Source organism: Afipia felis ATCC 53690, assembly GCF_000314735.2.
GTDB classification, from domain to species: domain Bacteria; phylum Pseudomonadota; class Alphaproteobacteria; order Rhizobiales; family Xanthobacteraceae; genus Afipia; species Afipia felis.
This window is the reverse complement of sequence record NZ_KB375270.1, coordinates 3230245-3254710: the sequence shown is the minus strand read 5'-3', so window position 1 is coordinate 3254710 and position 24466 is coordinate 3230245. Positions and strand designations below refer to the sequence as shown.

23 protein-coding genes and 1 tRNA gene are annotated in these 24466 nt (G+C 62.3%); 17 read left to right on the top strand and 7 right to left on the bottom strand.

Annotation, left to right across the window (positions count from 1 at the left end; translation table 11 throughout):
• Nucleotides 1–18: 18 nt before the first annotated feature.
• Nucleotides 19–507 carry a Fur family transcriptional regulator gene (locus tag HMPREF9697_RS15540; protein WP_002718190.1) on the bottom strand — a complete coding sequence of 163 codons (489 nt, stop codon included), beginning with the start codon at nt 505–507 and terminating at the stop codon, nt 19–21.
• 201 nt (nt 508–708) lie between these two features.
• Between HMPREF9697_RS15540 and HMPREF9697_RS15535 the strand changes: the two genes are divergently transcribed.
• From HMPREF9697_RS15535 to HMPREF9697_RS15520, 4 genes are all read left to right on the top strand, one after another.
• Nucleotides 709–1815, top strand: coding sequence for a patatin-like phospholipase family protein (locus HMPREF9697_RS15535; RefSeq protein ID WP_040308308.1), 1107 nt, complete (start codon nt 709–711; stop codon nt 1813–1815).
• An 86-nt stretch (nt 1816–1901) separates the two neighbouring features.
• Nucleotides 1902–4634 (top strand): DNA mismatch repair protein MutS, encoded by a 2733-nt coding sequence (gene mutS, locus HMPREF9697_RS15530; protein WP_002718188.1) that lies wholly within the window; start codon nt 1902–1904, stop codon nt 4632–4634.
• Between the two features lie 146 nt (nt 4635–4780).
• Nucleotides 4781–7612 carry a [protein-PII] uridylyltransferase gene (locus HMPREF9697_RS15525; protein WP_002718187.1) on the top strand — a complete coding sequence of 944 codons (2832 nt, stop codon included), beginning with the start codon at nt 4781–4783 and terminating at the stop codon, nt 7610–7612.
• A 106-nt stretch (nt 7613–7718) separates the two neighbouring features.
• Nucleotides 7719–9995 carry a transglycosylase domain-containing protein gene (locus HMPREF9697_RS15520; protein WP_002718186.1) on the top strand — a complete coding sequence of 759 codons (2277 nt, stop codon included), beginning with the start codon at nt 7719–7721 and terminating at the stop codon, nt 9993–9995.
• A gap of 15 nt (nt 9996–10010) precedes the next feature.
• Here the strand turns inward: HMPREF9697_RS15520 and HMPREF9697_RS15515 are convergent, their stop codons facing one another.
• Entirely contained in the window at nt 10011–10850 is an 840-nt protein-coding gene (locus HMPREF9697_RS15515) for a M48 family metallopeptidase (RefSeq protein ID WP_085947194.1), read from the bottom strand.
• Between the two features lie 254 nt (nt 10851–11104).
• On the bottom strand, nt 11105–12430 hold the full coding sequence (locus HMPREF9697_RS15510; RefSeq protein ID WP_040308306.1) for a polyhydroxyalkanoate depolymerase: 1326 nt from the start codon (nt 12428–12430) through the stop codon (nt 11105–11107).
• Nucleotides 12431–12582: 152 nt separating this feature from the next.
• Between HMPREF9697_RS15510 and HMPREF9697_RS15505 the strand changes: the two genes are divergently transcribed.
• The 4 genes from HMPREF9697_RS15505 (at nt 12583) to HMPREF9697_RS15490 (ending at nt 15510) form a co-directional block, all read left to right on the top strand.
• On the top strand, nt 12583–13914 hold the full coding sequence (locus HMPREF9697_RS15505) for an ActS/PrrB/RegB family redox-sensitive histidine kinase (protein ID WP_002718183.1): 1332 nt from the start codon (nt 12583–12585) through the stop codon (nt 13912–13914).
• A gap of 91 nt (nt 13915–14005) precedes the next feature.
• Nucleotides 14006–14578, top strand: a complete 573-nt coding sequence (locus HMPREF9697_RS15500; RefSeq protein WP_040307974.1) for an ActR/PrrA/RegA family redox response regulator transcription factor — start codon at nt 14006–14008, stop codon at nt 14576–14578.
• A 121-nt stretch (nt 14579–14699) separates the two neighbouring features.
• Entirely contained in the window at nt 14700–14933 is a 234-nt protein-coding gene (locus tag HMPREF9697_RS15495; protein ID WP_172583886.1) for a hypothetical protein, read from the top strand.
• A gap of 19 nt (nt 14934–14952) precedes the next feature.
• A complete protein-coding gene (locus HMPREF9697_RS15490) occupies nt 14953–15510 on the top strand; it encodes a biliverdin-producing heme oxygenase (protein ID WP_002718180.1) in 558 nt (185 codons plus the stop codon).
• A 3-nt stretch (nt 15511–15513) separates the two neighbouring features.
• Here the strand turns inward: HMPREF9697_RS15490 and HMPREF9697_RS15485 are convergent, their stop codons facing one another.
• The gene (locus tag HMPREF9697_RS15485; RefSeq protein WP_040308305.1) at nt 15514–16002 is read right to left on the bottom strand and encodes an MmcB family DNA repair protein; all 489 of its coding nucleotides are present in this window, start codon (nt 16000–16002) and stop codon (nt 15514–15516) included.
• A 118-nt stretch (nt 16003–16120) separates the two neighbouring features.
• On the opposite strand from HMPREF9697_RS15485, the gene HMPREF9697_RS15480 reads away from it, so the two are divergent.
• Nucleotides 16121–16789, top strand: coding sequence for an MBL fold metallo-hydrolase (locus HMPREF9697_RS15480; RefSeq protein ID WP_002718178.1), 669 nt, complete (start codon nt 16121–16123; stop codon nt 16787–16789).
• Between the two features lie 7 nt (nt 16790–16796).
• On the opposite strand, the gene HMPREF9697_RS15475 is transcribed toward HMPREF9697_RS15480, so the two are convergent.
• Nucleotides 16797–17945, bottom strand: a complete 1149-nt coding sequence (locus HMPREF9697_RS15475; protein WP_115622198.1) for a DUF3095 domain-containing protein — start codon at nt 17943–17945, stop codon at nt 16797–16799.
• A gap of 94 nt (nt 17946–18039) precedes the next feature.
• On the opposite strand from HMPREF9697_RS15475, the gene HMPREF9697_RS15470 reads away from it, so the two are divergent.
• The 4 genes from HMPREF9697_RS15470 to HMPREF9697_RS15455 all read left to right on the top strand — a co-directional run bounded on the left by HMPREF9697_RS15470 (nt 18040) and on the right by HMPREF9697_RS15455 (nt 20321).
• Nucleotides 18040–19140 carry an NADH:flavin oxidoreductase/NADH oxidase gene (locus HMPREF9697_RS15470; protein ID WP_002718176.1) on the top strand — a complete coding sequence of 367 codons (1101 nt, stop codon included), beginning with the start codon at nt 18040–18042 and terminating at the stop codon, nt 19138–19140.
• A 30-nt stretch (nt 19141–19170) separates the two neighbouring features.
• The gene (locus tag HMPREF9697_RS15465; RefSeq protein WP_002718175.1) at nt 19171–19455 is read left to right on the top strand and encodes an Ada metal-binding domain-containing protein; all 285 of its coding nucleotides are present in this window, start codon (nt 19171–19173) and stop codon (nt 19453–19455) included.
• 30 nt (nt 19456–19485) lie between these two features.
• Nucleotides 19486–19890, top strand: a complete 405-nt coding sequence (locus HMPREF9697_RS15460) for a YccF domain-containing protein (RefSeq protein WP_002718174.1) — start codon at nt 19486–19488, stop codon at nt 19888–19890.
• A gap of 354 nt (nt 19891–20244) precedes the next feature.
• Nucleotides 20245–20321 (top strand) — tRNA-Arg (locus tag HMPREF9697_RS15455).
• 194 nt (nt 20322–20515) lie between these two features.
• Here HMPREF9697_RS15455 and HMPREF9697_RS15450 read toward each other — a convergent pair.
• Both HMPREF9697_RS15450 and HMPREF9697_RS15445 read right to left on the bottom strand, forming a co-directional pair.
• Entirely contained in the window at nt 20516–21406 is an 891-nt protein-coding gene (locus tag HMPREF9697_RS15450) for an ImmA/IrrE family metallo-endopeptidase (protein WP_002718173.1), read from the bottom strand.
• On the bottom strand, nt 21403–21759 hold the full coding sequence (locus tag HMPREF9697_RS15445; protein WP_002718172.1) for a helix-turn-helix domain-containing protein: 357 nt from the start codon (nt 21757–21759) through the stop codon (nt 21403–21405). The genes HMPREF9697_RS15450 and HMPREF9697_RS15445 overlap by 4 nt, the downstream gene beginning before the upstream one ends.
• A gap of 114 nt (nt 21760–21873) precedes the next feature.
• Between HMPREF9697_RS15445 and HMPREF9697_RS15440 the strand changes: the two genes are divergently transcribed.
• Genes HMPREF9697_RS15440 through HMPREF9697_RS15425 form a run of 4 tightly spaced genes read left to right on the top strand, consistent with a single transcriptional unit; the run spans nt 21874 to nt 24045 of the window.
• Nucleotides 21874–22116, top strand: coding sequence for a DUF2188 domain-containing protein (locus tag HMPREF9697_RS15440; protein ID WP_002718171.1), 243 nt, complete (start codon nt 21874–21876; stop codon nt 22114–22116).
• A gap of 15 nt (nt 22117–22131) precedes the next feature.
• Nucleotides 22132–22440, top strand: coding sequence for a multiubiquitin domain-containing protein (locus HMPREF9697_RS15435; RefSeq protein ID WP_002718170.1), 309 nt, complete (start codon nt 22132–22134; stop codon nt 22438–22440).
• A complete protein-coding gene (locus tag HMPREF9697_RS15430) occupies nt 22415–23608 on the top strand; it encodes a ThiF family adenylyltransferase (RefSeq protein WP_002718169.1) in 1194 nt (397 codons plus the stop codon). The genes HMPREF9697_RS15435 and HMPREF9697_RS15430 overlap by 26 nt, the downstream gene beginning before the upstream one ends.
• Nucleotides 23605–24045, top strand: coding sequence for a ubiquitination-like system serine protease family protein (locus HMPREF9697_RS15425; protein ID WP_002718168.1), 441 nt, complete (start codon nt 23605–23607; stop codon nt 24043–24045). The genes HMPREF9697_RS15430 and HMPREF9697_RS15425 overlap by 4 nt, the downstream gene beginning before the upstream one ends.
• The last annotated feature ends 421 nt before the right edge of the window (nt 24046–24466 follow it).

The window sequence follows — 24466 nt, the reverse complement described above, 5'->3', positions numbered from 1 at the left end:
CGGTTTTCGGAGCCGTTTTTAGGCCGCTCGCTGGCAATGGCCGCACAGGCCCTTGATCTCCACCACCGAGAGTTTTGGTGAAAATCCGGTTCCGTCGACCATCTCGGCGACGCTCCGGGCCAGCGGAGCGGCCGGAATCTCACCGACCGAGCCGCAGCGGTCGCAAATCAGAAGGGCCACCACCGGGGTCGCGTCATGATTGTGTACGCAGGCAAGAAAGGCATTGCGGCTTTCAATGCGATGAACCAGCCCGTTTTCCATCAGAAATTCCAGCGCGCGGTAGACCGTGATCGGTGCCGGGCGCGGGATGGTGCGGGCCAGATCGTCAATGATTTCATAGGCTCCGAGCGGCTTGTGGCTCGCCAGCAGCGCCTGCAGCACTTGCCGGCGGATCGGCGTGAATTTTTGTCCCCGCGCCTCGCATTGCCGCTCGGCATGGGACATCGCATCGGACGCACATCGGCCGTGATCATGGTCGGGGGCCGGGAAAGCGGGCTTCAAGGGCATGGGAACGCCTTTGTTATTGCAGCCATGCTGCGCAGCATACCATTTTATATCAATGACTTACACCAGCATAACATACTGGTGAAGCTAGGTTCACATTATTGCTATTGCAATGCAACATAACAGGCCTAGCTTTCGCCTGTGGCCGCAACGCTGCGGTCATCACATCATATAATACTCATGGGGATCACAGAAAGCAGGCTCGTGGCAGCAAATCTGAAATCCTATCTCGACAGCCTCGCCCCCTGGGTGATGGCCGGTAACAGAAAAGAGTCGGCGAGCACCAAGAAGATCAACCTCGCTCTACAGGGCGGCGGCGCGCATGGCGCCTTCACCTGGGGCGTACTCGATCATCTTCTCGCCGACGGACGGCTGGAGATCACCGGCCTGTCCGGTGCATCGGCCGGCGCGGTCAACGCAGTGATGCTCGCTGACGGCCTCGCGCGCGGCGGCCCCGAGGAAGCGCGCAAACGCCTCGCCGAGTTCTGGCGTGCGGCGAGCGTCGGAGGCGACCTGCCGCCGGTACAGCGCGCGATCGCCGACCGGCTGTTCTCGATTTTCCCGTTCGCCACCTCGCCGGTGCAGAACTGGTTCGAGACGATGTCGCATTATTTCTCGCCCTACGACTTCAACCCACTCAACATCAATCCACTGAGCGAATTGATCGCCCGCTTCGTCGATTTCGACGCGATCCGCGCGAGCGACCTCGCGCTCTATATCTCCACCACCAACGTTCATACCGGACGGCTCAAGGTATTCTGCCGCAACTCCATCGACGCCGATGTCGTGATGGCATCCGCCGCACTGCCCTATCTGTTTCAGGCCGTGGAGATCGACGGCGTACCCTATTGGGACGGCGGCTACATGGGCAATCCCGTGATCTTTCCGTTCCTGCAGGCAACCGACACCGAGGACGTGCTGGTGGTGCAGATCAATCCGGTCTCGCAGGACATCACGCCGAAAACCTCCGGCGAGATCGTCAAGCGGCTGAATGAAATCACCTTCAACTCCGCGCTGATCTCCGAACTGCGCACGATGGATTTCGTCAACCAGTTGATCGACGACGGACGGCTGCCGCGCGGCAAGGGACACAACCAGTACAGGCGGCTGAACATCCATCGTATCGAACTCGGTGAGTTCGCATCCCAACTCGACGGCCTCAGCAAGCTGAAGACCGACTACGATTTCTTCGAATCGCTGCACGAGGAAGGCGTCCGCGCTGCCACGGCATTCCTCGACGCACATTTCGACGACATTGGCGAGCGCGGCACTCTCGACTTAGCCGCCGAATCCGGCGTCGAGTGGGCCTAAAGACCGGCGCGGAACGGGGAAAACCCCGGTTTCGCGGCCGTTCCGGGGTGTGAAGCCCACCCCTAATTTTGCTAGCGTGCGCCGCCATGACGATGCACGCCCCCTCTCCCGCCGCGACGAACGCACCCCCCGAGCCGAAGGACACGGTCGCGCGCGTTACGCCGATGATGGAGCAGTACCTTGAAATCAAGGCCGCCAATCCGGGCCTGCTCCTGTTCTACCGAATGGGTGATTTCTACGAGTTGTTCTTCGAGGATGCGGAGACCGCCTCACGCGCGCTCGGCATCATGCTCACCAAGCGCGGCAAGCATCAGGGCGAAGACATCCCGATGTGCGGTGTGCCGGTCGAGCGCTCCGACGACTATCTGCACCGGCTAATCGCACTCGGCCACCGCGTCGCGGTGTGCGAGCAAATGGAAGACCCGGCCGAGGCGAAGAAGCGTGGCTCCAAAAGCGTGGTACGCCGCGACGTGGTGCGGCTGGTCACGCCGGGGACACTGACGGAAGACAATCTCCTCGACGCCAAGGCCAACAATTATCTGATGGCGATCGCGCGCGCCCGCGCGTCCAGCGGCGACGACCGCCTCGGACTTGCCTGGATCGACATCTCGACCTCCGAATTCACCGTCACCGAATGCGGCGTAAGCGAACTCTCCACCACGCTCGCACGCGTCAGCCCGAACGAGATCGTCGTGCCCGACGCGATCCTCGGCGATGAAACGCTCGGTCCAACCTTACGCGAGCACACCGCCGTCACGCCGCTGACCCGCGACGTGTTCGACAGCGCCAACGCCGAACAGCGGCTGTGCGCTTATTTCGCCGTCGCCACGATGGACGGCCTCGCCACACTGTCACGGCTGGAAGCGACCGCGGCTGCCGCCGCCGTCACTTATGTCGAGCGCACGCAGGTCGGCAAGCATCCGCCGCTGTCGCCGCCCGCGCGCGAACTCGCGGGCTCGACGCTCGCCATCGACCCCGCCACGCGCGCCAATCTCGAACTCACCCGCACACTGGCGGGCGAACGGCGCGGCTCGCTGCTCGACGCGATCGATCTGACTGTCACCGCGGCAGGTTCGCGCCTTCTCGCTCAGCGGCTCGCAACGCCCCTCACCGACATCGCCGCCATTACGCGGCGACACGACGCGGTTGAAGCTTTCGTGGCCGATCCTGCCGCCGCTGATGACCTGCGCGCAATCCTGCGCGAAGCGCCAGACATGTCGCGCGCGCTGGCGCGGCTCTCGGTCGGTCGCGGTGGACCTCGTGATCTTGCAGGATTGCGCGATGGCATCACGGCGGCGGACGCCGCCATCGCGCGGCTGCAAAAAATGCAGGAGCCACCGCAGGAAATTACCGCCGCCATCGAGGCGCTGAGCAAGCCCTCGCGCGACCTCGCCGAGGTCCTCGCCCGCGCCCTCGCCGAGCAATTGCCGCTATCTAAGCGCGACGGCGGCTTCGTCCGCGAGCGCTATGACGCAACGCTCGACGAGACCCGCTCGCTGCGCGATGCCTCCCGCCTTGTCGTTGCTTCGATGCAGGCGCGTTACGCCGAAGACACCGGCATTAAAGCCCTGAAGATCCGGCACAACAACGTGCTCGGCTATTTCGTCGAGGTCACCGCGCAGCACGGCGACAAGCTGATGTCTGCGCCGCTGAACGCGACCTTCATCCATCGCCAGACACTGGCGGGCCAGGTCCGCTTCACCACGTCTGAACTCGGCGAGATCGAGGCACGCATCGCCAACGCAGGCGAACGCGCGCTGGGACTGGAGCTCGAGATTTTCGAACGGCTCGTCGTGCAGACCGTGTCCATCGGCGACGATCTACGCGCGGCGGCTCACGCCTTTGCCGTGCTCGACGTTGCGACCTCGCTCGCCCGGCTCGCGATAGACGAGAACTATGTCCGCCCCGAAGTCGACGGCTCGCTCGCGTTCAACATCGAGGGTGGACGCCATCCGGTGGTGGAGCGCGCACTGAAGCGCAATGGCGAGTCTTTCATCGCTAACACCTGCGACCTCTCGCCCGCACCATCGCAAACCTCGGGCCAGATCTGGATTCTCACTGGCCCGAACATGGCTGGCAAATCCACCTTCCTGCGCCAGAACGCGCTGATCGCACTCTTGGCGCAGATTGGCAGCTTCGTGCCGGCCAAGCGCGCGAAGATCGGCGTGATCGACCGGCTGTTCTCTCGCGTCGGCGCCGCCGACGATCTCGCGCGCGGCCGCTCGACCTTCATGGTCGAGATGGTGGAGACGGCCGCGATCCTCAATCAGGCAGGCGAGCGAGCGCTGGTGATCCTCGACGAGATCGGGCGCGGCACAGCGACCTTCGACGGCTTGTCGATCGCGTGGGCCTCGATCGAACATCTGCACGACGCCAACAAATGCCGTGCACTGTTCGCGACGCATTATCACGAACTCACCGCGCTCTCGGCCAAGCTGCCGCGCCTGTTCAACGCCACCGTGCGCGTCAAGGAATGGCACGGCGACGTCGTGTTCCTGCACGAAGTGCTGCCGGGTGCGGCCGACCGCTCCTACGGCATTCAGGTCGCCAAGCTCGCGGGCCTGCCGCCCGCCGTGATCGCGCGTGCCAAGACGGTGCTGGCGAAACTCGAAGCACAGGATCGCGGCACCGGGGCGCAGGCGCTGATCGACGACCTGCCGCTGTTCGCCGTCACCGCGCGGGCAAGCGACAGCGAAGCCGCGCCCTCGCCCGAAGCCGCGGCGCTGATCGAGGCACTCAACGCCATCCAGCCGGACGAACTGACCCCGCGCGAGGCGCTGGATGCGCTCTACGCGCTGAAAGCCAAGCTGAACGGCTAAGGATTTAACTTCCGCCGGCGCGTTTTTGTGATCGGTGATGAAATATTGCGCTTGTTTTTCAAAGCGTTGTCATCAAATGTCAGCCGAAAGGCCTCCTAGGAGACGGAATATCCCGCGCTCCGGTTCGACAATTGCAATCCTCGCCCATGACGCCGTCGCCATCCTCAACCCTTGAAGTCTCCCCAGCCGACGCCGCGCGGGAACGCAGCAGCGAGACGCCCGTGCTCGGTTTCGAAGCCGCAGCGGTGATGAACAGGATCGATGCGCTCGCCGAAAAGCACGAAGGTCACGACGACGCATTCCGCTCGGCGATGGCACAGCTGCTGAAAGCCGAACTGGTGAAAGCACGCGAAGTCGCGCAGGCCGAACTGCTCGCCGAGCGGCATGGACGGCGTACCGCCGAACGGCTGTGCGCGCTGCATGACGCCATCATCCGTATTCTCTACACGGCCGCGACCCGGCATCTCTATCATTCGCATACGCCGTCCGATTCAGAGCGGATGTCGATCGTCGCGACCGGCGGCTACGGCCGCGGCCTGATGGCGCCGGAATCCGACATCGATCTGCTGTTCGTGCTGCCCTACAAACAGACCGCGTGGGGCGAGCAGGTCGCCGAGGTCATTCTCTACTGCCTTTGGGACATGGGACTGAAGGTGGGCCACGCCACCCGCACGGTCAACGAGTGCATCCGTCAGGCGCTCGCCGACATGACGATCCGCACGGCGATTCTGGAGAGCCGCTATCTGATCGGCGACCAGCACCTCTATGACGAATTGATGGTGCGCTTCGACAAGGACGTGGTGCAGGGCACCGCATCGGAGTTCGTCGCGGCCAAGCTCGCCGAACGCGAGGAGCGACTCAACCGCGCCGGACAGTCGCGCTATCTGGTCGAACCCAACGTCAAGGACGGCAAGGGCGGCCTGCGCGATCTCCATACGCTGTTCTGGATCGCGAAATACGTCTACCGCGTCCGCGATGCGAGCGAACTCGTCAAGCGCGGCGTCTTCGATGCCACCGAGTATCGCACCTTCCGCCGCTGCGAGGATTTTCTCTGGTCGGTCCGCTGTAACATCCACTTCCTGACCAACCGCGCGGAAGAACGGCTGTCGTTCGACATCCAGCGTGAGATCGCGCAGCGTCTCGGCTACACCTCGCACCCCGGCATGCAGGATGTCGAGCGCTTCATGAAGCATTACTTCATGGTGGCGCGGCAGGTCGGCGGCCTCACAGCGATCCTGTGCGCAAAACTTGAAGAGCAGGAAGCCAAGCCCGCGCCGGTGCTCAACCGCGTGATGGCGCGGCTGCGGCCGCAAAAACGCCGCGGCAAGATCGCGGGCACCGAGGATTTCATCGTCGACAATGCCCGCATCAATCTCGCGGCGCCCAACGTCTTCAAGCACGATCCGGTCAACCTGATCCGCATCTTCCGCCTCGCGCAGAAGAACAATCTCGATTTCCATCCCGACGCAATGCGTGCGGTGACGCGTTCGCTGAACCTGATCACCCCGCAGGTGCGCGAGAATCCGGAAGCCAACCGGCTGTTCATGGAAATCCTGACCTCGCCAGACGCCGAGACGGTGCTACGGCGCATGAATGAGACCGGCGTACTCGGCCAGTTCATCCGCACCTTCGGCAAGATCGTGTCGATGATGCAATTCAACATGTATCATCACTACACGGTGGACGAGCATCTGATCCGCTGCGTCGGCATTCTTCAGGACATCGAGGCGGGCACCCACGAGGAGTTCGTGCTTGCCAACGATCTGTTCAAGAAGATCCGGCCCGAGCATCGCTCGGTGCTCTACATGGCCGTGTTCCTGCACGACATCGCCAAGGGCCGCCCCGAGGATCACTCCATCGCGGGCGCGAAGGTTGCGCGGCGGCTGTGTCCACGCTTCGGTTTCAACGCCGCGGAGACCGAGCTGATCGCCTGGCTGATCCAGGAACATCTCACCATGTCCACCGTCGCGCAATCGCGCGATCTGTCGGACCGCAAGACCATCGAAAACTTCGCAGCCGTCGTGCAGTCGGTCGAGCAGATGAAGCTCCTGACCATCCTCACCACCGCCGACATCCGCGGCGTCGGCCCGGGCGTATGGAACGGCTGGAAGGCGCAGCTTCTGCGCACGCTCTACTACGAAACCGAGCCTGCGCTGACCGGCGGCTTCTCCGAGGTCAACCGCGCCCGCCGCGTCGACGTCGCGCATGCCGAATTCCGTAACGCCTTCAGCGAATGGCCCGAGTCCGAAATCGATGCCTATATCGGACGGCAATATCCGGCCTACTGGCTCAAGGTTGAACTGCCGCGCAAGATCAACCACGCGCGTTTCATCAAGAACGCCGATGCGGGCGGCAAGAAATTCGCAATCGAAGTCGGCTTCGAGGAAGGGCGAGCTGTCACCGAACTGACGCTGCTCGCGCCAGACCATCCTTGGCTGCTCTCGATCATCGCGGGCGCCTGTGCGGCCAACGGCGCCAACATCGTCGATGCGCAGATCTACACCACCACCGATGGCCTTGCACTCGACACCATCGCGATCTCCCGCGAATACGACCGCAACGAGGACGAGGCCCGCCGCGCCACGCGGATCGGCGAAATGATCGAGCAGGTTCTGGAAGGCAAGATACGTCTACCCGAAACGGTCGCCAAACGCACGCAAACGAGGACGAAAGACAAGGTCTTCGTGGTCGAGCCGGAAGTCGTTATCAACAACCAGTGGTCCGACGTCTACACCGTGATCGAGGTCACCGGTCTCGACCGGCCGGGCCTGCTCTATCAGCTCACCACCGCCATCTCGAAGCTCAGCCTCAATATCGGCTCAGCGCATGTCGCGACCTTCGGCGAACGCGTCCGCGACGTGTTCTATGTCACCGATCTGATGGGTGCACAGATCACCGCGCCGACACGGCAGGCCGCGATCAAGCGGGCGCTGGTGCACCTGCTCGCAAATCCCGATGTGGCGCGCGGCGCTGCATGAGCGGGAACCAGAGTGCTAATGGGCGTTAACCAGTCGGTAACCTGCCCTTAAACCGCCGCCGTTAGCTTCCAACCCGGTCACCGGAGAGAGGCACGGACACAAGCGGATGGCGCGGAAGAAATCAGGCGGACGCCGCGAACCGAAATTCGAGGGCAAGGCGTCCCTCGACGGCTTGCGCCTGAACCGCAGCGACCGCGTCGGTGACAACAGCAATTTCGACGACGAGGACGAGCCGCCCGTGCGTACCCGCCGCGAGAAGCCCGAGCCGCGCGAGCGCAAGGCCGATAAAAGCAGGTCCAGCCGCGCCAGCAAGGTGTCCCTTCGCAAACGCTTTGGCCGCGTCGCTTATTGGGGCGTCGTGCTTGGCCTGTGGGCGATGATCGCCGTCGTCGGCGGTGTGGTCTGGGTCGGCGCGCATTTGCCCTCGATCAGTTCGCTGGAAATTCCAAAGCGGCCGCCGACGATCCAGATCGTCGGAACCGACGGGTCCGTCATCGCCACGCGCGGCGAGATGCCGGGCGCCAACGTCTCGCTAAAGGATCTGCCGCCCTATCTGCCGAACGCCTTCATCGCCATCGAGGATCGGCGCTTCTATTCGCATTTCGGCATCGATCCGATCGGCATCGCGCGCGCGGCCATCGCCAACGTCCTGCATCGCGGCGTCTCACAAGGCGGCTCGACGCTGACGCAACAGCTCGCCAAGAACCTGTTCCTGACCCAGGAACGCACGCTGCAGCGAAAACTGCAGGAAGCAGAACTCGCGCTGTGGCTCGAACGCAAGTACAGCAAGACAACGATCCTCGAACTTTACCTGAACCGCGTTTATTTCGGCTCGGGCGCTTACGGCGTCGAAGCCGCTGCCCAGAAATATTTCGGCAAGCCAGCGAAGGACGTGACGCTGTTCGAAGCGGCCATACTCGCGGGCCTCGTCAAATCGCCGTCGCGGCTTGCGCCGAATCGCAATCCGGAAGGCGCGGAGAAGCGCGCCGACGTCGTGCTCGCGGCGATGGTCGACGCCAAACTGATCACGCCCGCACAGGAGAAAGCCGCGATCGCACATCCATCCTTCGCGGTGAAGCCGACCGGCGCCGGCACGATCAACTATGTCGCGGACTGGATCAGCGAAGTGCTCGATGATCTGATCGGTCAGGTCGACCAGAACATCGTGGTGGAAACCACGATCGATCCCAAACTGCAGAGCGTGGCGGAAGCAGCCATCATCGACGAGCTCGCGGCCAAGAGCGTGAAGTTCAACGTGAGCCAGGGTGCGCTGGTGGCGATGACGCCCGACGGCGCGGTCCGCGCCATGGTGGGCGGCCGCAACTACGCGGAAAGCCAGTTCAACCGCGCGGTCACGGCCAAACGCCAGCCGGGCTCCGCGTTCAAACCGTTCGTCTATCTCACCGCGCTCGAAGCGGGGCTGACGCCGGACACGGTGCGGCAGGACGCACCGATTGACGTCAAAGGCTGGAAGCCTGAGAACTACAGCCACCAGTATTTCGGCCCCGTCACACTGACGCAGGCGCTCGCGATGTCGCTCAACACCGTGGCGGTGCGGCTCGGCATCGAAGTCGGCCCGCAGAACGTGGTGCGCACCGCGCATCGGCTCGGCATCGCCTCGAAGCTGGAACCGAACGCCACGATCTCGCTCGGCACCTCGGAAGTGTCGCCGACCGAACTCGTCGGCGCCTACGCGACCTTCGCGAATAACGGCATCGCCGTCTCGCCGCATGTCATCACGCGCATCAAGGCCTCCGACACCGGCAAGATCCTCTACGTGCGCCCGCCGGATCCGGCCTCGCAGGTGATCGATCCGCGCTATGTGGCGATGATGAACGCCATGATGCACGAGACGCTGGTGATCGGCACCGCGAAGAAGGCCGACATTCCGGGCTGGTACGCCGCTGGCAAGACCGGCACCAGCCAGGATTTCCGCGATGCCTGGTTCGTCGGCTACACGGCACATCTCGTCACCGGCGTCTGGCTCGGCAACGACGACAGCTCACCGACGAAGAAGGCCACCGGCGGCGGCCTGCCGGTCGAAGTCTGGACGCGTTTCATGAGAGCGGCTCATCAAGGCGTGCGGGTCGCTAACCTGCCGGTGCCGCAGCCGAACAACCCGATCAGTGATTTCTTCCAGTCGCTTTCCGGCGGCGGTGGTGGTGGTTCGCCGCCCCCGCCGCAGCCACTTGGCGCGGCGCCGTCGGATCAGGCCTCCTACACGCGGGAGCCGTCTTACGGCGCAGGACGCTACAGCCAGCCCGCTTATCCCTCCCGCAACGGCAATGCGCAGCCGCGTCCGGCACAGACTTCGGGTCGGCCTGAAGCCGACGCCGGATTGTCCGGCGGCGGCTGGCTGATGGATCGGCTGTTCGGTCGATGAATTTAAGCGGCGCGCTTAATCTCTGACGCCATAACGGTGCAGATCGTTGCCGTGGACATCGAGCCACTTCTTGGCGCGCTCGGTCTGCGGGCAGATTTTCCCGACGACCCGCCAGAACCGCGCGGAATGATTCATCTCGACGAGATGCGCGACTTCATGCGCGGCGAGGTAATCCAACACGTAAGGCGGCGCGAGGATCAGCCGCCAGGAAAACGACAACGCGCCTGCCGAGGTGCACGAGCCCCAACGGCTGGACTGATCGCGGATCGAGAGCCGCTTCACCTTCACACCGAGCATCTCGGCGTAATAGGTGGAAGCACGCGTCAGTTCCCGCCGCGCCTCGCGCTTGAGGAAATCGAGCACGCGGCGCTCGACATGCTCGACGCCGCCGGCCACGCACAAAATCTTCTCGCCGCTGTCGCGCGTCTCGGCCCAGACGGTGCCGCGTTCGCCTGCGCGGTGGACAATCTTGTGCGCCACATGGCGCAGCGGCAGCGAGGTGCCGGGCGCAAACGGCGCAGCTTTCGGCAAACCGCCGAGGCGCGCCGCGATCCAGGCGCCGTGACGCTGCGCGAAATCCTTCGCATCGGCCAGATTGCCGCGCGGAGGCATGGTCAGGATGGCTTCGCGACGGCTCGGATGAATGCGCAGCGTATATCGCCTCGCGCGCCGATGCCTTCGCAGTTGAATCGCATAAATCGCGGAGCCGATTTTGACGGCAAGCGTGCGAGGCTCAGTGGGACGACGATAAAGGAGGGCGCGAAAAGCCATGTCAGGAGATCCGAGGGCGAGAACGAGGCCCGGATTCTGCCATATCCGCCGCCAGGGAAATCCGCTTTGGCTAAAACAAATCATTTGCCCAATATCTCGTGGGGCTTAGGGGTTCCTCTCCCATATCAGGGGGCAAGGAACAGAGATTCGCTATTCATTTTTATCAGAAAATCCGACTTTCCGGATCATAGGCACCGTCACTTTGATGCCACAGAGTTTAAGCCAAGAAAGCTACGCCTATTCAAAGGCTTGCGTCGGGCGAGCGGCGCATGAGGATGCTCTGTGGCCAGAAAAGGCCGTCAAATCGGCACTTCTTGCGAATCCGGCTCGCAACTGGCCTATTCGGCGGCCGCTTTGGAACCCGCCGCAGCGGGAACCGAGACGATGAAATCCGCGATCCGCGGGAGGATTTCCGCGCGAAACCGCGAGCCGTTGAACACGCCGTAATGGCCGACGCCTTTCTGCATGTAATGCACCCGCCGCTCGGCGGGAATCGACGCGCAGAGATCGTGGGCGGCTTCCGTCTGCCCGAGACCCGAGATGTCGTCGTTCTCGCCTTCCACCGTCATCAGCGCGACACGATGGATTTTCGACGGATCGACACGCACGCCGCGATGCATCAGTTCTCCCTTGGGGAGCGAGTGCTTCACGAACACTTCCTCGACCGTCTGCAGGTAGAACTCGGCGGTGAGATCCATCACCGCGAGATACTCGTCGTAAAACTCGCGATGCTTGTCCACGAGATCGCCATCGCCCTTCACCAGATTATCGAACAGCTTCTGGTGCGCTTCGAGATGCCGGTCGAAATTCATGCTGACAAAGCCAGTCAGTTGCAGGAAGCCCGGGTAGACATCGCGCATGAAACCGGGATGCGGAAACGGCACCTTGCTGATGACGTGGCCGCGAAACCAGTCCGTGCCCTTTTCGGCGGCGAGATTGTTCACGGCAGTCGGATTGCGCCGCGTGTCGATCGGTCCGCCCATCAGGATCATCGAAGCCGGCACGAACGGATCGTTGCGTGCTTCCATCACCGAAACCGCAGCAAGCACCGGCACGGACGGCTGACAAACCGCCACGACATGCACGTTCCCGCCAAGCGCGTGCAGCATCTCAACGACATAATCGACATAATCGTCTAGATCGAACCGCCCCATCGCGAGCGGCACCGTCCGGGCATCGGCCCAGTCGGTGATGTAGACGTCGTGACTGGGGAGGAAGGCCTCCACCGTGCCGCGCAACAGCGTCGCATAATGACCCGACATCGGCGCGACGATCAGCACGCGCGGCTGCGGCTCGCGCAGCGGGCGCACGAGCTTGCGCCGGAAATGCAGAAGCCGGCAGAACGGCTTTTCCCAGACCGTCCTGATCTCGACTGGCGTGGAGATGCCCTGCACATCAGTATGATCGATGTGCCATTCCGGCTTCCCGTAACGGCGCGTGGTGCGCTCGAACACTTCGCAGCCCGCCGCGATCGATTTGCCGATCTCGGTGCTCGCCATTGGGTTGAGCGGATTCTGGAACATCAATTTGGTGGCGTCGGCGACAGCGCGTGCCGGACTGAGAGACGCCTGCCCCATCTCATACATCCAGTACATCGGAGAGACGACAGGCGCGCCCACATCCTGTGGCAAAGACGGCGGCCGTCCAAATTCTCCAATCGGCATCGCGAATCCCTTTTCGATTTTGCGCTGCAACAGCATGAGCGTACCATTGATCTGCGTCAATCCGCCCTATGGAGTGCAGGAAAACTTTCTCAACCTTAGTCGCCCCTTCCCCCCGTACTCGGAACTTTCCGCAACCGAGGGTTCACGTATAAATGCCAGTCATGGGCGACACTCTACATTCGGATTTCCGGCATCCCCGCCCGGACGTGCGTCTGCACACCATCCTGCGGCTGCGCTGGCTGGCGGTTCTGGGGCAGCTCGCGGCCATCTTCATCGTGGCGCAAGGCTTCGACTTCGAAGTGCCGATCCTGCCCTGCCTCATCGTGATCGGCCTCTCGGCAGGCCTGAACCTGGCCCTGCAGATCGCTTTCGCGCCCACCCACCGGCTCGATCCGGTGTTTGCCGCAGCGCTGCTCGGCATGAACATCCTCGAACTGGCGGCGCTGCTGATTTTGACTGGCGGCCTGCAAAACCCGTTTTCGTTTCTGTTCCTCGCGCCCGTGCTGATCTCTGCGACGGCGCTGCCAACCCGCTACACCATCGCGCTAGGTCTGTTGGCCGCGACCTGCGCGACCATTCTCGGCTTCTTCCATCTGCCGCTGCCGTGGAACGGCGACGAACCGCTGGTGCTGCCGCCGACCTATATGTTCGGCGTCTGGCTATCCATCATCATGGTGCTGGTGGTGACAAGCCTTTACGCGTTTCAGGTGACCGAGGAAGCCCGCAAGCTGTCCGACGCGCTCGCCGCCACCGAACTCGTCCTCACCCGCGAGCAACACCTCACCCAGATCGACGGCCTCGCCGCCGCTGCCGCACATGAACTCGGCACGCCGCTCTCGACCATCTTCCTGATCGCCAACGAATTGCAGAACGCGGCGAAGGACCGCGCGCCGGACGATCCGCTTATCTCCGACGTCGCGACCATTCGTGAGCAGGCCAAGCGCTGCCGCGATATTCTCGCCAAGATCACCCAGCTCTCGTCCAGCGGCGCACCATTCGATCGCATGCCGCTCACCAACCTGATCGAGGAGGTGGTAGCGCCGCATCGCGAATTCGGCATCGATTTGAAGATCCGCATCTCCGGCGGCAGCCCGCCCGAACCCGTGGGCCTGCGCAACCCGGCCGTGCTCTACGGCATCGGCAACCTTGTCGAGAACGCGGTCGACTTCGCGCGCGATGCGGTCGAGGTGGCGGCCTGGTGGGACGCCGAGCAGGTCAACATCATCATCTCCGACGACGGCCCTGGCATCCCGCCTGATCTCCTCAAAAAAATCGGCGAACCCTACCTCTCCCGCCGGGTGGGCGGCGACAGCCGCAGCGGCCATCGCGGCCTCGGGCTTGGCGTTTTCATCGCCCGCACCCTGCTGGAACGGACCGGCGCCAAAGTTGGTTTCTCCAACCGGGCCTTCCCGGACCACGGCGCGATCGTCGCCATTTCCTGGCCCCGCGACCGCTTCGAGACGGGGGTCAGCGGCCTGACTTGAGGTTCACTCACGGGTGAGGCACTCTGACGCATAGGGCTGACATAATGCCGGATCAATTTGGAATAGGATGAACATGGACAAAGGAAAACCCATGTACGCAGCCACCCAATCGTCTTCCTACCAGTTGCCTGTCGAGCCGGCGCCCCGCACCCTGCTGATCGTCGAGGACGACAAAGCCTTTCTCGAACGCCTGTCGCGCGCGATGGAAACCCGCGGGTTCACCGTCACAAGCTGCGACAACGTCCCCGAGGGTCTTGCCGCTATCGAACAGTCGCCGCCGGCTTTCGCGGTGGTCGACCTGCGCGTCGGCGATGGCAACGGGCTCGACGTCGTGGCGGCGCTGCAAAGCAAGCGGCCGGGCGCACGCGCCATCGTGCTGACGGGCTATGGCAACATCGCCACCGCTGTCACCGCTGTGAAGCTTGGTGAGGTCGACTACCTCGCCAAGCCGGCGGACGCTGACGAGGTCGCAGCTGCCCTGCTCGCGGTTGGCGGTGCCAAGTCGGAACTGCCGCAAAACCCGATGTCGGCCGACCGGGTGCGGTGGGAGCACATCCAGCGCATCTACGAGATGTGCGACCGCAACGTCTCCGAGACGGCGCGGCGGCTGAACATGCATCGCCGCACGCTTCAGCGCATTCTGGCGAAGCGCGCGCCGCGCTGACACGCCAAACGACATATCTCGAAATCGTCATCCGGCCCGCCTCCAAGCGGGCCGGAACTTTTTTGGGTTGATGCGCGTTGCCCCGGCGAATTCGAACGGAGAGCAGTTCGCTGCGCATGCCATGAGAAAAGCCCGCCACATCGATATCTCGACACGGCTCGAAGCCACCAAGCGTCTCGGCCTGCTTGAGGATTACCGGGTGGACTGGGACAGACCGCTGGGTACGCCCCGCGTGACCGTGCGCGGCCGCCCCGCCTATCCTGCGCAGATCACCAAAAATTATATCGCAGACCTTCTCGCCGAACTGGTGCCGGCGCGCGGGATCGTCGTGACGCGCCCTTCCTCTGGCGCCTAAGGCAGTTCGCGAGCGGGCCATGATCCACGATCTCATCCGCGAAGCGACCCACACCTCTCACAGGCGGCTCGATCTTGCGTTGTCCTGGCTCGATCTCAGCAAGCCGCGCTATTACGCGAGCTTCCTGCGCGGTCAGGCGGAGGCGTTGTTTCCGATCGAGGCAGCCCTCGAGCGCAACGGCATTGATCTGATCCTGCCGGACTGGCCGCGCCGCGCGCGCTCCGCCGCGCTCGAATACGACCTCATCGTGATGGATGCCTCGTGCGATCCGCTTCCGGAACCGCATTTCGACAATCCCGCGCAGATGCTCGGCACCGTCTATGTGCTGGAGGCCACGCGCATGGGCGCTCGGGTGATGCTGTCGCGTCTCGCCGAGCATCCGGATTCGTGCTCGATCGGCGCGACGAAATATCTGCGGCACGGCTTCGGCCAGCGGCTGTGGCCAACCTTTCTCGACGTGCTCGAAACCCACCCGGCGGCGCTGTCCGATCCGCGATCCGTGGTGCAGGGCGCTGAGATCGCGTTCGGCATGTTCGAGAGCGCGCTGGTGCCTATCGTCAGCACCGCAGCCGAGTAATCGTCACTCGTCGACCATGCCGTGACCTTGCGGGTCGATCAGACGATTCATCCGTCGCGCAGCGGCAATCCCGAACCGGATCATCATCACCTTGCGCGTCGCCGCGGGCAGGCGATGCTCCGGCGCTTCGCAATGCAGATGGGCGCCATAGCCATCGGCGACGATTAATCCCGTCTCGAGCGGAAACAGTTCGCACGGCAATTCGCTCGGGAACGCAAAGAACAATCGGTCGCAATGGGCGCGGTAGCTTTCCCATTTCTGGTCGGCCCGCAGATCCTCGCGGGAGGATTTGATCTCGACGATCCACATCTCGCCCCGTGTGTTCATAGCCACCAGATCGGCACGGCCACCAGAGGGCAGCGGCAGTTCCTCGACACAGGAGAAACCCAGCGAGGCAAGAAAGCGCGATGTGCCGCGCGCCACCATGCGCGCAGTCTCGGATTGGCGACCGTCTGCGGGACACGCCACGGCATTAAGGGGAGATTGAAGCATCGCGCCATCATAAAGCGAATGGATGCGGTCGCCCAGCGGGAACAGCGGTGGCGTGAGACCCGTGCCGTCAGGCGCAAAATTCACTTGGCCAAGGCCCAAAAATGCGCTTTGTGGCCGCATGACCGAGCAGACCAATGAGGCGCCGAAGGCCAGCGCAAGCATCATTCCCGTCACGCCATTCCAGCAGAACTGCATGCTGCTGTGGTGCGAGCAAACCAAAAAAGCCGTGGTGATCGATCCCGGCGGGGACGTGCTCGACATTCTCAACGCGATCAAGCAGGCCGGCGTCAAGGTCGAGCACATCTGGCTGACCCACGGCCATGTCGATCACGTCGGCGGTGCCGACGAACTGCGCGAGCATCTCAAGGTACCGATCACCGGCCCGCACATCGCCGACAAATTCCTGCTCGACCATGTCGTGGACAGCGCACGGCGCTACGGCCTCACCGGCCTGCGCAACGTCACGCCCGACACCTGGCTCGAGGAAGGTGACAAGGTCAGCATCGGCGAACTGACGTTCGAGCTTCTGCATTGCCCCGGCCATTCGCCGGGCAGCATGGTGTTCTTCAATCCGGACATGAAATTCGCGATCATGGGCGACGTGCTGTTCAACGGCTCGATCGGCCGCACCGATCTGCCCGGTGGCGATCATGCAACGCTGCTCGCCTCCATCCGCGACAAGGTGCTGCCGCTCGGCGACGAGGTCGGCTTCATCTGCGGCCACGGTCCGGGCTCGACCATCGGTCAGGAGCGCCTGACCAATCCGTTCCTCAACGGCATGGCCTGATCGGACTTCAGTTCATCGCAGCCTTGAGCGCGGCCGCTGCGGAGGCATAGCCGCCGCGCGCGCCGTCGACGAAATGGAAATGACCGGGCCCCATCGCCGCCAGCGTGAAGCACGTCATCAGGGCTGCATCCTGCCGATGCAGGCCGTAGCGGACCGTGCCTGCCGCCGCCGCGTGTGAAAGCAACGCCTCGATCGCGCCTGCGGTCTGCACCGTGCAATCGATCACCATGCGCAGGCCATCGTCGTACTTCCGGAAGTCCGAATTATCCACCACCTGACGCAGATAGGTTTGCATCGCGTATCTGCCGATACGAACGGGAGAGTGCGTCATCGCATACAGCCAGAGCGCCCCCAACGACACCACACCGCGGCGCCACCAGAGCGGACCACGCCGCCAGGCCCGCGCGACATAGTCCGCGCCCGGCGACGGCCAGTGGCGCGGCGGCCCTTGCAGCGGAATCGGGCGACCTCCCTCCGGACTCATCTCCACCAGCGCCAGCATTCTTTCGATCACCGCACGGAATGCGGCTTTATCTTCGCCGTGCGGCACCACGAGAAACGAAAGCATGATGCCGCGCGCCGACATGATTTCGGAAAAATGACATGACAGTCCGGTGAGATCGGGGTGAGTCCCGCGTGGCGCCTTGGCCAGCGCGAACACGCCGCGCTTCATTGCGGTATCTGCCCATTTCAGGCCGCCGCCGTCGAACATCGCATAGCTGACATGAGGCGACGGCGCATACCGCGCCACGCGCACATCGAAGCCTTCCGCACGGATCGCTTCAATCGGAATAAGCGCGACACGCATCGTCAGATCGAGCGCCTCCTCCACCCATGCCGCCGTCGTCGCCAGCGCTTCGGCAGCAATCTCGCGACTGGCGGCATCAACCGCAAAGCTCGCGCCATCACCGCCAAATACGAACGGAAAACTGCGATTGCCCATTGCGTTGGTCATCGCAGCGATCACTGCAGCACCCGCCATGTTGACGGCCTTGTAACGCCGATTGGCGATCGCATCCGTCGAGCGCACGATGTCCGCCGTGCCGATCAGCCAGCCTCCCGGCAAGGCGCGATAGAGCGACGGCTCCATCAGCCGGCCGAAATCGTCGAACGTGGGAATGCCGGAATAGAACGCGGCATCATTGTCCCGATTCATCCGTTTGGCCCCGGGGCTCATGCTTGAGTCGCATTTGGATCATGCGATCCGGTCTGCTACCAAGTCTGCCGCAACAACGATAGTGAGATCACGCGTGAGTGAACTGTTCGCACCCTGGCAATTGGGGCGGCTTGCCCTGTCCAACCGCATTATCATTGCGCCGATGTGCGAATACTCCGCCGAGGACGGCAGCGCCACCGACTGGCACATGATCCATCTCGGCCATCTGGCGCTCTCCGGCGCGGGACTTCTGATCCTGGAAGCGACGGCGGTATCGCCGCAGGGGCGTATTTCGCCGCAAGATCTCGGCCTTTATTCCGACGCTAACGAAAAGGCGCTGGCCCGCGTACTCGGCGCGGTACGCACTTACTCGCCGATCAAGGTCGCCATTCAACTCGCTCACGCCGGACGCAAGGCCTCGACGAAGGTGCCGTGGGAGGGTGGCAAGCAGATCGCACCTAGCGAGAAGGACGGCTGGCAGACCGAGGCGCCGTCCGCGCTTGGCTTCGCGAAAGATGACAACGTGCCGACCGCGCTTGATGCACAGGGTTTGTTGCGTGTGCGCGACGATTTCGTCCGCGCGGCGAAGCGTGCAACTACCCTCGGATTCGACGGCATCGAACTGCATGCGGCACACGGTTATCTGCTGCATCAATTCCTGTCGCCGCTCTCCAACGCGCGCACCGATCAATACGGCGGCAGTCTCGAGAACCGGATGCGGTTTCCGCTCGAAATCTACGATGCGGTGCGCGCGGCCTTCCCTGCGGACAAGCCGGTCTGGGTGCGACTCTCCGCGACCGACTGGGCCGACGGCGGATGGGATATCGAAGGCTCGATCGCTTTCGCGAAGGCGCTGAAGGCGCGCGGCTGTCCGGCGATCCATGTTTCCAGCGGCGGGCTGACGCCTGCGCAGCAGATCAAACTCGGCCCCGGCTATCAGGTCGCATTCTCGGAACGCATTCGCGCGGAGGCCGGCATTCCCACCATCGCGGTCGGTCTCATCACCGAGCCCAAGCAGGCGGAAGAGATTCTCGCCAAGGGGCAGGCCGATGCGATCGCGTTGGCACGCGCCGCGCTGTACGATCCGCGCTGGCCTTGGCACGCCGCGGCTGAACTCGGCGATCACGTTCACGCGCCGCCGCAATATCTGCGCTGCGCGCCGCACGGCCATTCAGATCTGTTCGACGCGCCTTGAGGAGAATCCGCCGCGCTACCGAGAATGGCAATGAGCTCCAGGACAGAAACAGGCGGCAAAACCTATCGCCTGCTCGGCAGCGATGGGGCGTTTTATCACAGCACGACGCCAGGCCAGTTCGGCGGCCACGCGCGACAGCGTATCTACGGCAGCCTCGATTGTCGCGCCGCCGCCCGCGCGCTGGCCAAGGGCGACACTTACCGGCGACATCGGGTGTTCTTCGCGGATGAAGCAAATGCGATCGGTGCGGGGTACCGTCCTTGCGCGGTCTGCCTGCCGACCCAATATCGAGTCTGGCGCGCACGAACGAGGTGACGCGCATAACGCAGACTACGAGGACTGCCCATGTCTCCGGTTTCGCTTCTCCTGAACATTCTCTGGATCGTGCTCGGCGGCTTCTGGATGGCGGTCGGCTGGATGATCGCGGCCGTGCTGATGGCGATCACCATCATCGGCATTCCGTGGGCGCGCGCGGCGATGACGATCGCGGGTTACACGCTGTTTCCGTTCGGCCAGCGCGCGATCTCGCGCGAGATGGTCACCGGCCGCTCCGACGTCGGCACAGGGCCGCTCGGGATGATCGGCAACATCATCTGGTTCATCCTGGCGGGTTGGTGGCTCGCGCTCGGCCATCTCGGCACGGCGCTGCTGATGGCCATCACCATCGTCGGCCTGCCGTTCGCATGGGCACATCTCAAGCTCGCGGGCATCGCGCTTTGGCCGATCGGCAAGACCATCGTTCCGGCGTGACCCTCACGTTCGCGTTGCCGAGACCCGCGTGATCCGATAAAGGGACATCAGGCACCCGTAGCTCAGCTGGATAGAGCGTTGCCCTCCGAAGGCTGACGTCAAGGGGATTTGGTTTGTAAGGAAGTCGAAAAAGGAAACGAGTTTCAGTAGGTTGACGTTCTCTCAGTAAGCTACCTTATCTGGAAGATTCTTCGCGTAAGCACCGCGTAAGCAGTTTCCAGAGAGGAAAAGCGAACAAGCGCGTAGCGCAGCGACTACCAGCACGATGCGTTGGACGCTTGGAACGAGAGGATCGGTTGAAAATATCTGAATCCGTTGACCGCCGGAGGTCAATAGGATTAAGCGAAGTGAAATGCGCCCGTAGCTCAGCTGGATAGAGCGCCACCCTCCGAAGGTGGAGGCCACACGTTCGAATCGTGTCGGGCGCGCCATTTTCCACCACTCCAGAGCAAAGCTGGGCACCAAGACAGAGACGGTAGCTCTGCGCGTAAAGTCGGTCGTTGAGATGACGTGCCCGGGTCCAACAAGCGGACGTCCGAGTGAACAGGTGATGCGACACGTCTGCCCCGCCCAAAGCGACTTGAAGGACTGGAGACCGCGGCCATCCACCTCTACCGACCGGCGATCACTTGAATCGTGGCGTCCAGCTTTCAATCAACTTGTCTTCGTCTCCGTCGTCCTCCTCGGCTTCGGAGCGCATAGACAAGCCCTTGCAGGTCAATATCGTAAGACTGCGTCCGTACCGACCCAAACCGATGACTTCTTCCGTCACGCGATATGAACAATCGCCGCCCATCCAGTCATTGAGACAAGCCTCTCTGGAATCGCTTTGGCCAGCTCGCTCATCATCTGGGCGTGTATTGAAAGAAGCCGTCAGCGTCGTATCGGGAACTGGCGCCCATTTGCGAATGAACCTCAGTCCCTTCGCTTGCTTCAGGCCATCCGACATGAAGCACCATTCCACGCCGTCGCCCTTAGTCAACAACACCGCAACTCCATCAGCAGTCAACGTGACGTAACGTATGGCAGTCGCGGTTAGTGAGGTTTCGCATTGCTTGCTCAGCGCCTCGACGCAAGCGAGGCCAGGGTCGTACTCGTCAATTGCGCGCTTGAACGCTCTCTCCGGCATCAACAGCGCCGCCGCAAAGTGATCCGCTTCGTGCTCGTAAGGATCGGAAGATTGGAACCCTGCGTGTGAGATGTGCATCCCGTTATCGAGGAGCGCGTCCGAATGTCCCTCGATGCAGTAGTGCCCTAGTTCATGGGCAACGCTGAATCGTTGGAAACCACGGCTTGGAATTTTCGTAGCATAGAGTATTCCGAACTCGTCGCCTGCCTTGAGGAGCATCCCTGATACGCCGTCGGCGGTATCCGGCTTGGCACGAACTTCGATACCCTTAGCCTTGGCAATCGCTATCGGATCGACCCATGGACCTTCAATGTTGTTTGCGCGCAGCACTTGGGTCGCTGCCGACTCCGCAATTGAGCGCCGAGCCAGTCGCAGTCCCGCACTCATGTTTGGTCGTTTCCGGAGTTGCGCTTCTTGAGGAGAAGCTCGACGAAATCCTGAGCTAGCTCCAGGTCTTGTGATGACAATTTGTGTAGATCACGGTGAAGTCGGCCAACTGTTTCCGCCGATGCGTCGGGTGTTTCGGAACGACCAAGCAAATAGTCCGTCGTCACGTCCAATGCCTTGGCCAGAGCCTTGAGATTATCGAAGGACGGTTTCCTAGGTCCCGATTCGAAATGCGACACGGAAGCGGGCGGCAGACCCGCTTTGGCCGCCAGCAGGGCTTGGCTCAAGCCCCGCAGGTCGCGCGCTTCTCTGAGCCGTTTACTAAAGATTTCAGTGGCTTGGTCCTCACCCATGGCGTCTCCGACATAAATAACTTGACATCTTCGCCATGAAAGACAAACGATGGCGGTAGTAACAAGTGTGCCATGGCAGAATCGCAAGGTGCAAGTCAAAGTTGGAGACAGCGAATGTCGAAGAATGATCGCTTTGTAGTGAAGCACGGCACGGATTGGGCGGTGAAGAAGGCCGCTTCGGCCACACCCGAAAGCGTGCACCACAAACAGTCCAATGCCGAACAGCAGGCAAAGGCAACGGTCCGCAGCCTCGGCGGTGGCGAGGTTAGGATTCAGGGTCGCGACGCGAAATGGCGCGACTCTGATACGGTCGCTCCGGGACGCGATCCTTTCCCGCCTCGTGACAAAAAACACTAAGCAAGGAGCATAGACATGGCGAACGGTAACAACAACGGCAATGGGAACGGTAATGGCGGGGGCAGCCCCGGCCACGGCGGCGGCAACGACCACATGATCACAATCTACGTGAACGGCACGCCATATGAGGTCGAGAAGGGCCCCCTCTCTTATGCGCAGCTGCTGGTCTTGATCAGCGCGGCGCCGCTGCCGGAGAACCAGCGCTATGCGGTTCAGTATAGCAAGGGCAACAACGACAAACCGACCGGCACGCTTATCGAAGGCGAGTCCGTGCAGGTGAAGAAGGACATGGAATTCGATGTCACACCGGCTACTCGCTCGTAGCGATGATTTGCTCGCGCTTCGCAACGCGGGCTTTCATCTCGAGATCCGCAGCGGATACCTCTTGGTCAAGGATGTGCCCTACGTCACGTCCTCGCGCGAAGTCCGCGAAGACGGCGTTCTCTTCTCCAAGTTGGAGACGCAGGTCGTTAACGGGCACGAGCGCACCAAGAAGCCGGGCGCTCACGTTGCCTACTGGACGGGGGAGCACCCATGTAAGGCCGACGGTGCAAAAATCCGCGCCTTCGAGAATCCCAGTGCGCCACAGAATTTCGGCAAAGGCGTCCAAGCTGACTTCACCTTCTCGGCGAAGGCCAGCTATCGCGATTACGTCCACAAGATGCAGGCCTATCTCGGCTGGATTGTTGGCGAGGCGCAGAAGATCCGCCCGGAAGTCACGGCGCAGACCTTCCCGGTATACGCTACGGACGAAGACGATGACGATGTCTTCAATTACATCGACACGGCGTCAAGCCGTGTCCACGTGGGCGCCGATAACGAGAAGCTCGAAGAGCAGCGCGTCGCCATCATAGGCGTAGGCGGCACTGGATCGTACGTCCTCGATTTCGTGGCGAAGACTCGCGTCGGGGAGATTCATATCTTCGACGGCGACCGTTTCGACACGCACAACGCGTTCCGCGCACCGGGAGCGTGGTCGCTGGAAGAGCTCGAAAGCAAGAAATCCAAGGTCGATACACTGGGCGACATCTACGGCAAGCTGCGCAGACGCGGCTTGATCAAGCATCCAGCAAAGCTGACCGCTGAAAACATCCAGCAGCTTGAGGGTATCAACTTTGCCTTTCTGTGCCTGGATAACGGTAAGTCTAAGCGCGCAATCGTCGATTGGCTCCTTGAACACAACGTGTCGTTCATCGACGTCGGCATGGGCGTGGTGCGTGCGCCGACGGGCTTGCAGGGTATCGTGCGCGTCCTCACCTGCACGCCAGACAAGAGCGATCATATCGCAACCCGCATGTCGTTCGGCGAGGAAGATGAGGCGGAGAACGAGTACGCCACCAACATCCAGATCGCTGAATTGAATGCGCTGAACGCCGCGATGGCTGTGATAAGATGGAAGCGTTTGATCGGCTTCTACCGCGACGCCGGACGCGAGCATTATTCCAGCTACCAAATTGCAACCGGCGTAATCGCGATTGAGGAGACCGAGTGACGCGGCGCACGACCATGAAGCACTGCTACGTCGAGTTCATCCCAAAGGATCTCGACAAAGGCATGCTTTACATTTCCAACCGCTTTAAAACCGCATCTCACCTATGCTGCTGCGGCTGCGGCAATAAAGTTGTGACGCCCCTCAATCCCTCGAAGTGGCGATTGACTGATCACGGCTCGACGGTCTCGCTTGAGCCCTCGATAGGCCTCGGCGTTTTGCCCTGCAAATCACACTATTGGATCAGGGAGTCGCGGATCGATTGGTATCCGAGCATGACCTATGGTGAGACGCAGCGCGCGCAACGAGCAGATCACTACACCAGCCAAGTTTACACTGGTGAAATCAAGCCGCCACCGCCGCCGGCGCCGTCCACACCGCCAGCTTGGTGGCAACGGTTCATCGCCTGGGTAGTAACGCTGTTTAAGCGTGCGAAATAACTGCGTCTGGCGCGAAGTGCAAATTGCCGGAATCAGAAATTGATGGCGGCAACAATGACATAGCAGTGCCCAGTTTGATCCTGTCCGGCGCGCCACTCCTCTTAAGGGTTGGCTTCGAGGGTCTAGCGATTGCTCCCCGTTTAATGTTTCTCAGACTTGCGGCACATGGCGCTGGGAGAGTCGGAAGCAGGCCATATGAGTCTTTCGCCCGCAATGCCCCGACGCCTTCAAGCGAGGCCACGAAGGCGGAAGGACTGCCGGCGTCGGTCTTAGGTATGGGATGGGTGACGCCCGTCGATTATTCAATTCTGACTTCTGTCAAAGAGCTCCTTCACCACGGCGAGTGATGATGCTCCTGAAAAATCAGGTTGAGTTCTTTTCGGGGCGCGTGACGGCGACGTAAGAGAGGCGGCGAGCGTCG

Coding starts and splice junctions, on each gene's coding strand:
- HMPREF9697_RS15540 (WP_002718190.1), bottom strand. CDS start 507: ATGCCCTTGAAGCCCGCTTTCCCGGCCCCCGACCATGATCACGGCCGA.
- mutS (WP_002718188.1), top strand. CDS start 1,902: ATGACGATGCACGCCCCCTCTCCCGCCGCGACGAACGCACCCCCCGAG.
- HMPREF9697_RS15525 (WP_002718187.1), top strand. CDS start 4,781: ATGACGCCGTCGCCATCCTCAACCCTTGAAGTCTCCCCAGCCGACGCC.
- HMPREF9697_RS15520 (WP_002718186.1), top strand. CDS start 7,719: ATGGCGCGGAAGAAATCAGGCGGACGCCGCGAACCGAAATTCGAGGGC.
- HMPREF9697_RS15515 (WP_085947194.1), bottom strand. CDS start 10,850: ATGATTTGTTTTAGCCAAAGCGGATTTCCCTGGCGGCGGATATGGCAG.
- HMPREF9697_RS15510 (WP_040308306.1), bottom strand. CDS start 12,430: ATGCCGATTGGAGAATTTGGACGGCCGCCGTCTTTGCCACAGGATGTG.
- HMPREF9697_RS15505 (WP_002718183.1), top strand. CDS start 12,583: ATGCCAGTCATGGGCGACACTCTACATTCGGATTTCCGGCATCCCCGC.
- HMPREF9697_RS15500 (WP_040307974.1), top strand. CDS start 14,006: ATGTACGCAGCCACCCAATCGTCTTCCTACCAGTTGCCTGTCGAGCCG.
- HMPREF9697_RS15495 (WP_172583886.1), top strand. CDS start 14,700: ATGAGAAAAGCCCGCCACATCGATATCTCGACACGGCTCGAAGCCACC.
- HMPREF9697_RS15490 (WP_002718180.1), top strand. CDS start 14,953: ATGATCCACGATCTCATCCGCGAAGCGACCCACACCTCTCACAGGCGG.
- HMPREF9697_RS15485 (WP_040308305.1), bottom strand. CDS start 16,002: ATGCTTCAATCTCCCCTTAATGCCGTGGCGTGTCCCGCAGACGGTCGC.
- HMPREF9697_RS15480 (WP_002718178.1), top strand. CDS start 16,121: ATGACCGAGCAGACCAATGAGGCGCCGAAGGCCAGCGCAAGCATCATT.
- HMPREF9697_RS15475 (WP_115622198.1), bottom strand. CDS start 17,945: ATGAATCGGGACAATGATGCCGCGTTCTATTCCGGCATTCCCACGTTC.
- HMPREF9697_RS15465 (WP_002718175.1), top strand. CDS start 19,171: ATGAGCTCCAGGACAGAAACAGGCGGCAAAACCTATCGCCTGCTCGGC.
- HMPREF9697_RS15460 (WP_002718174.1), top strand. CDS start 19,486: ATGTCTCCGGTTTCGCTTCTCCTGAACATTCTCTGGATCGTGCTCGGC.
- HMPREF9697_RS15450 (WP_002718173.1), bottom strand. CDS start 21,406: ATGAGTGCGGGACTGCGACTGGCTCGGCGCTCAATTGCGGAGTCGGCA.
- HMPREF9697_RS15445 (WP_002718172.1), bottom strand. CDS start 21,759: ATGGGTGAGGACCAAGCCACTGAAATCTTTAGTAAACGGCTCAGAGAA.
- HMPREF9697_RS15440 (WP_002718171.1), top strand. CDS start 21,874: ATGTCGAAGAATGATCGCTTTGTAGTGAAGCACGGCACGGATTGGGCG.
- HMPREF9697_RS15435 (WP_002718170.1), top strand. CDS start 22,132: ATGGCGAACGGTAACAACAACGGCAATGGGAACGGTAATGGCGGGGGC.
- HMPREF9697_RS15430 (WP_002718169.1), top strand. CDS start 22,415: ATGTCACACCGGCTACTCGCTCGTAGCGATGATTTGCTCGCGCTTCGC.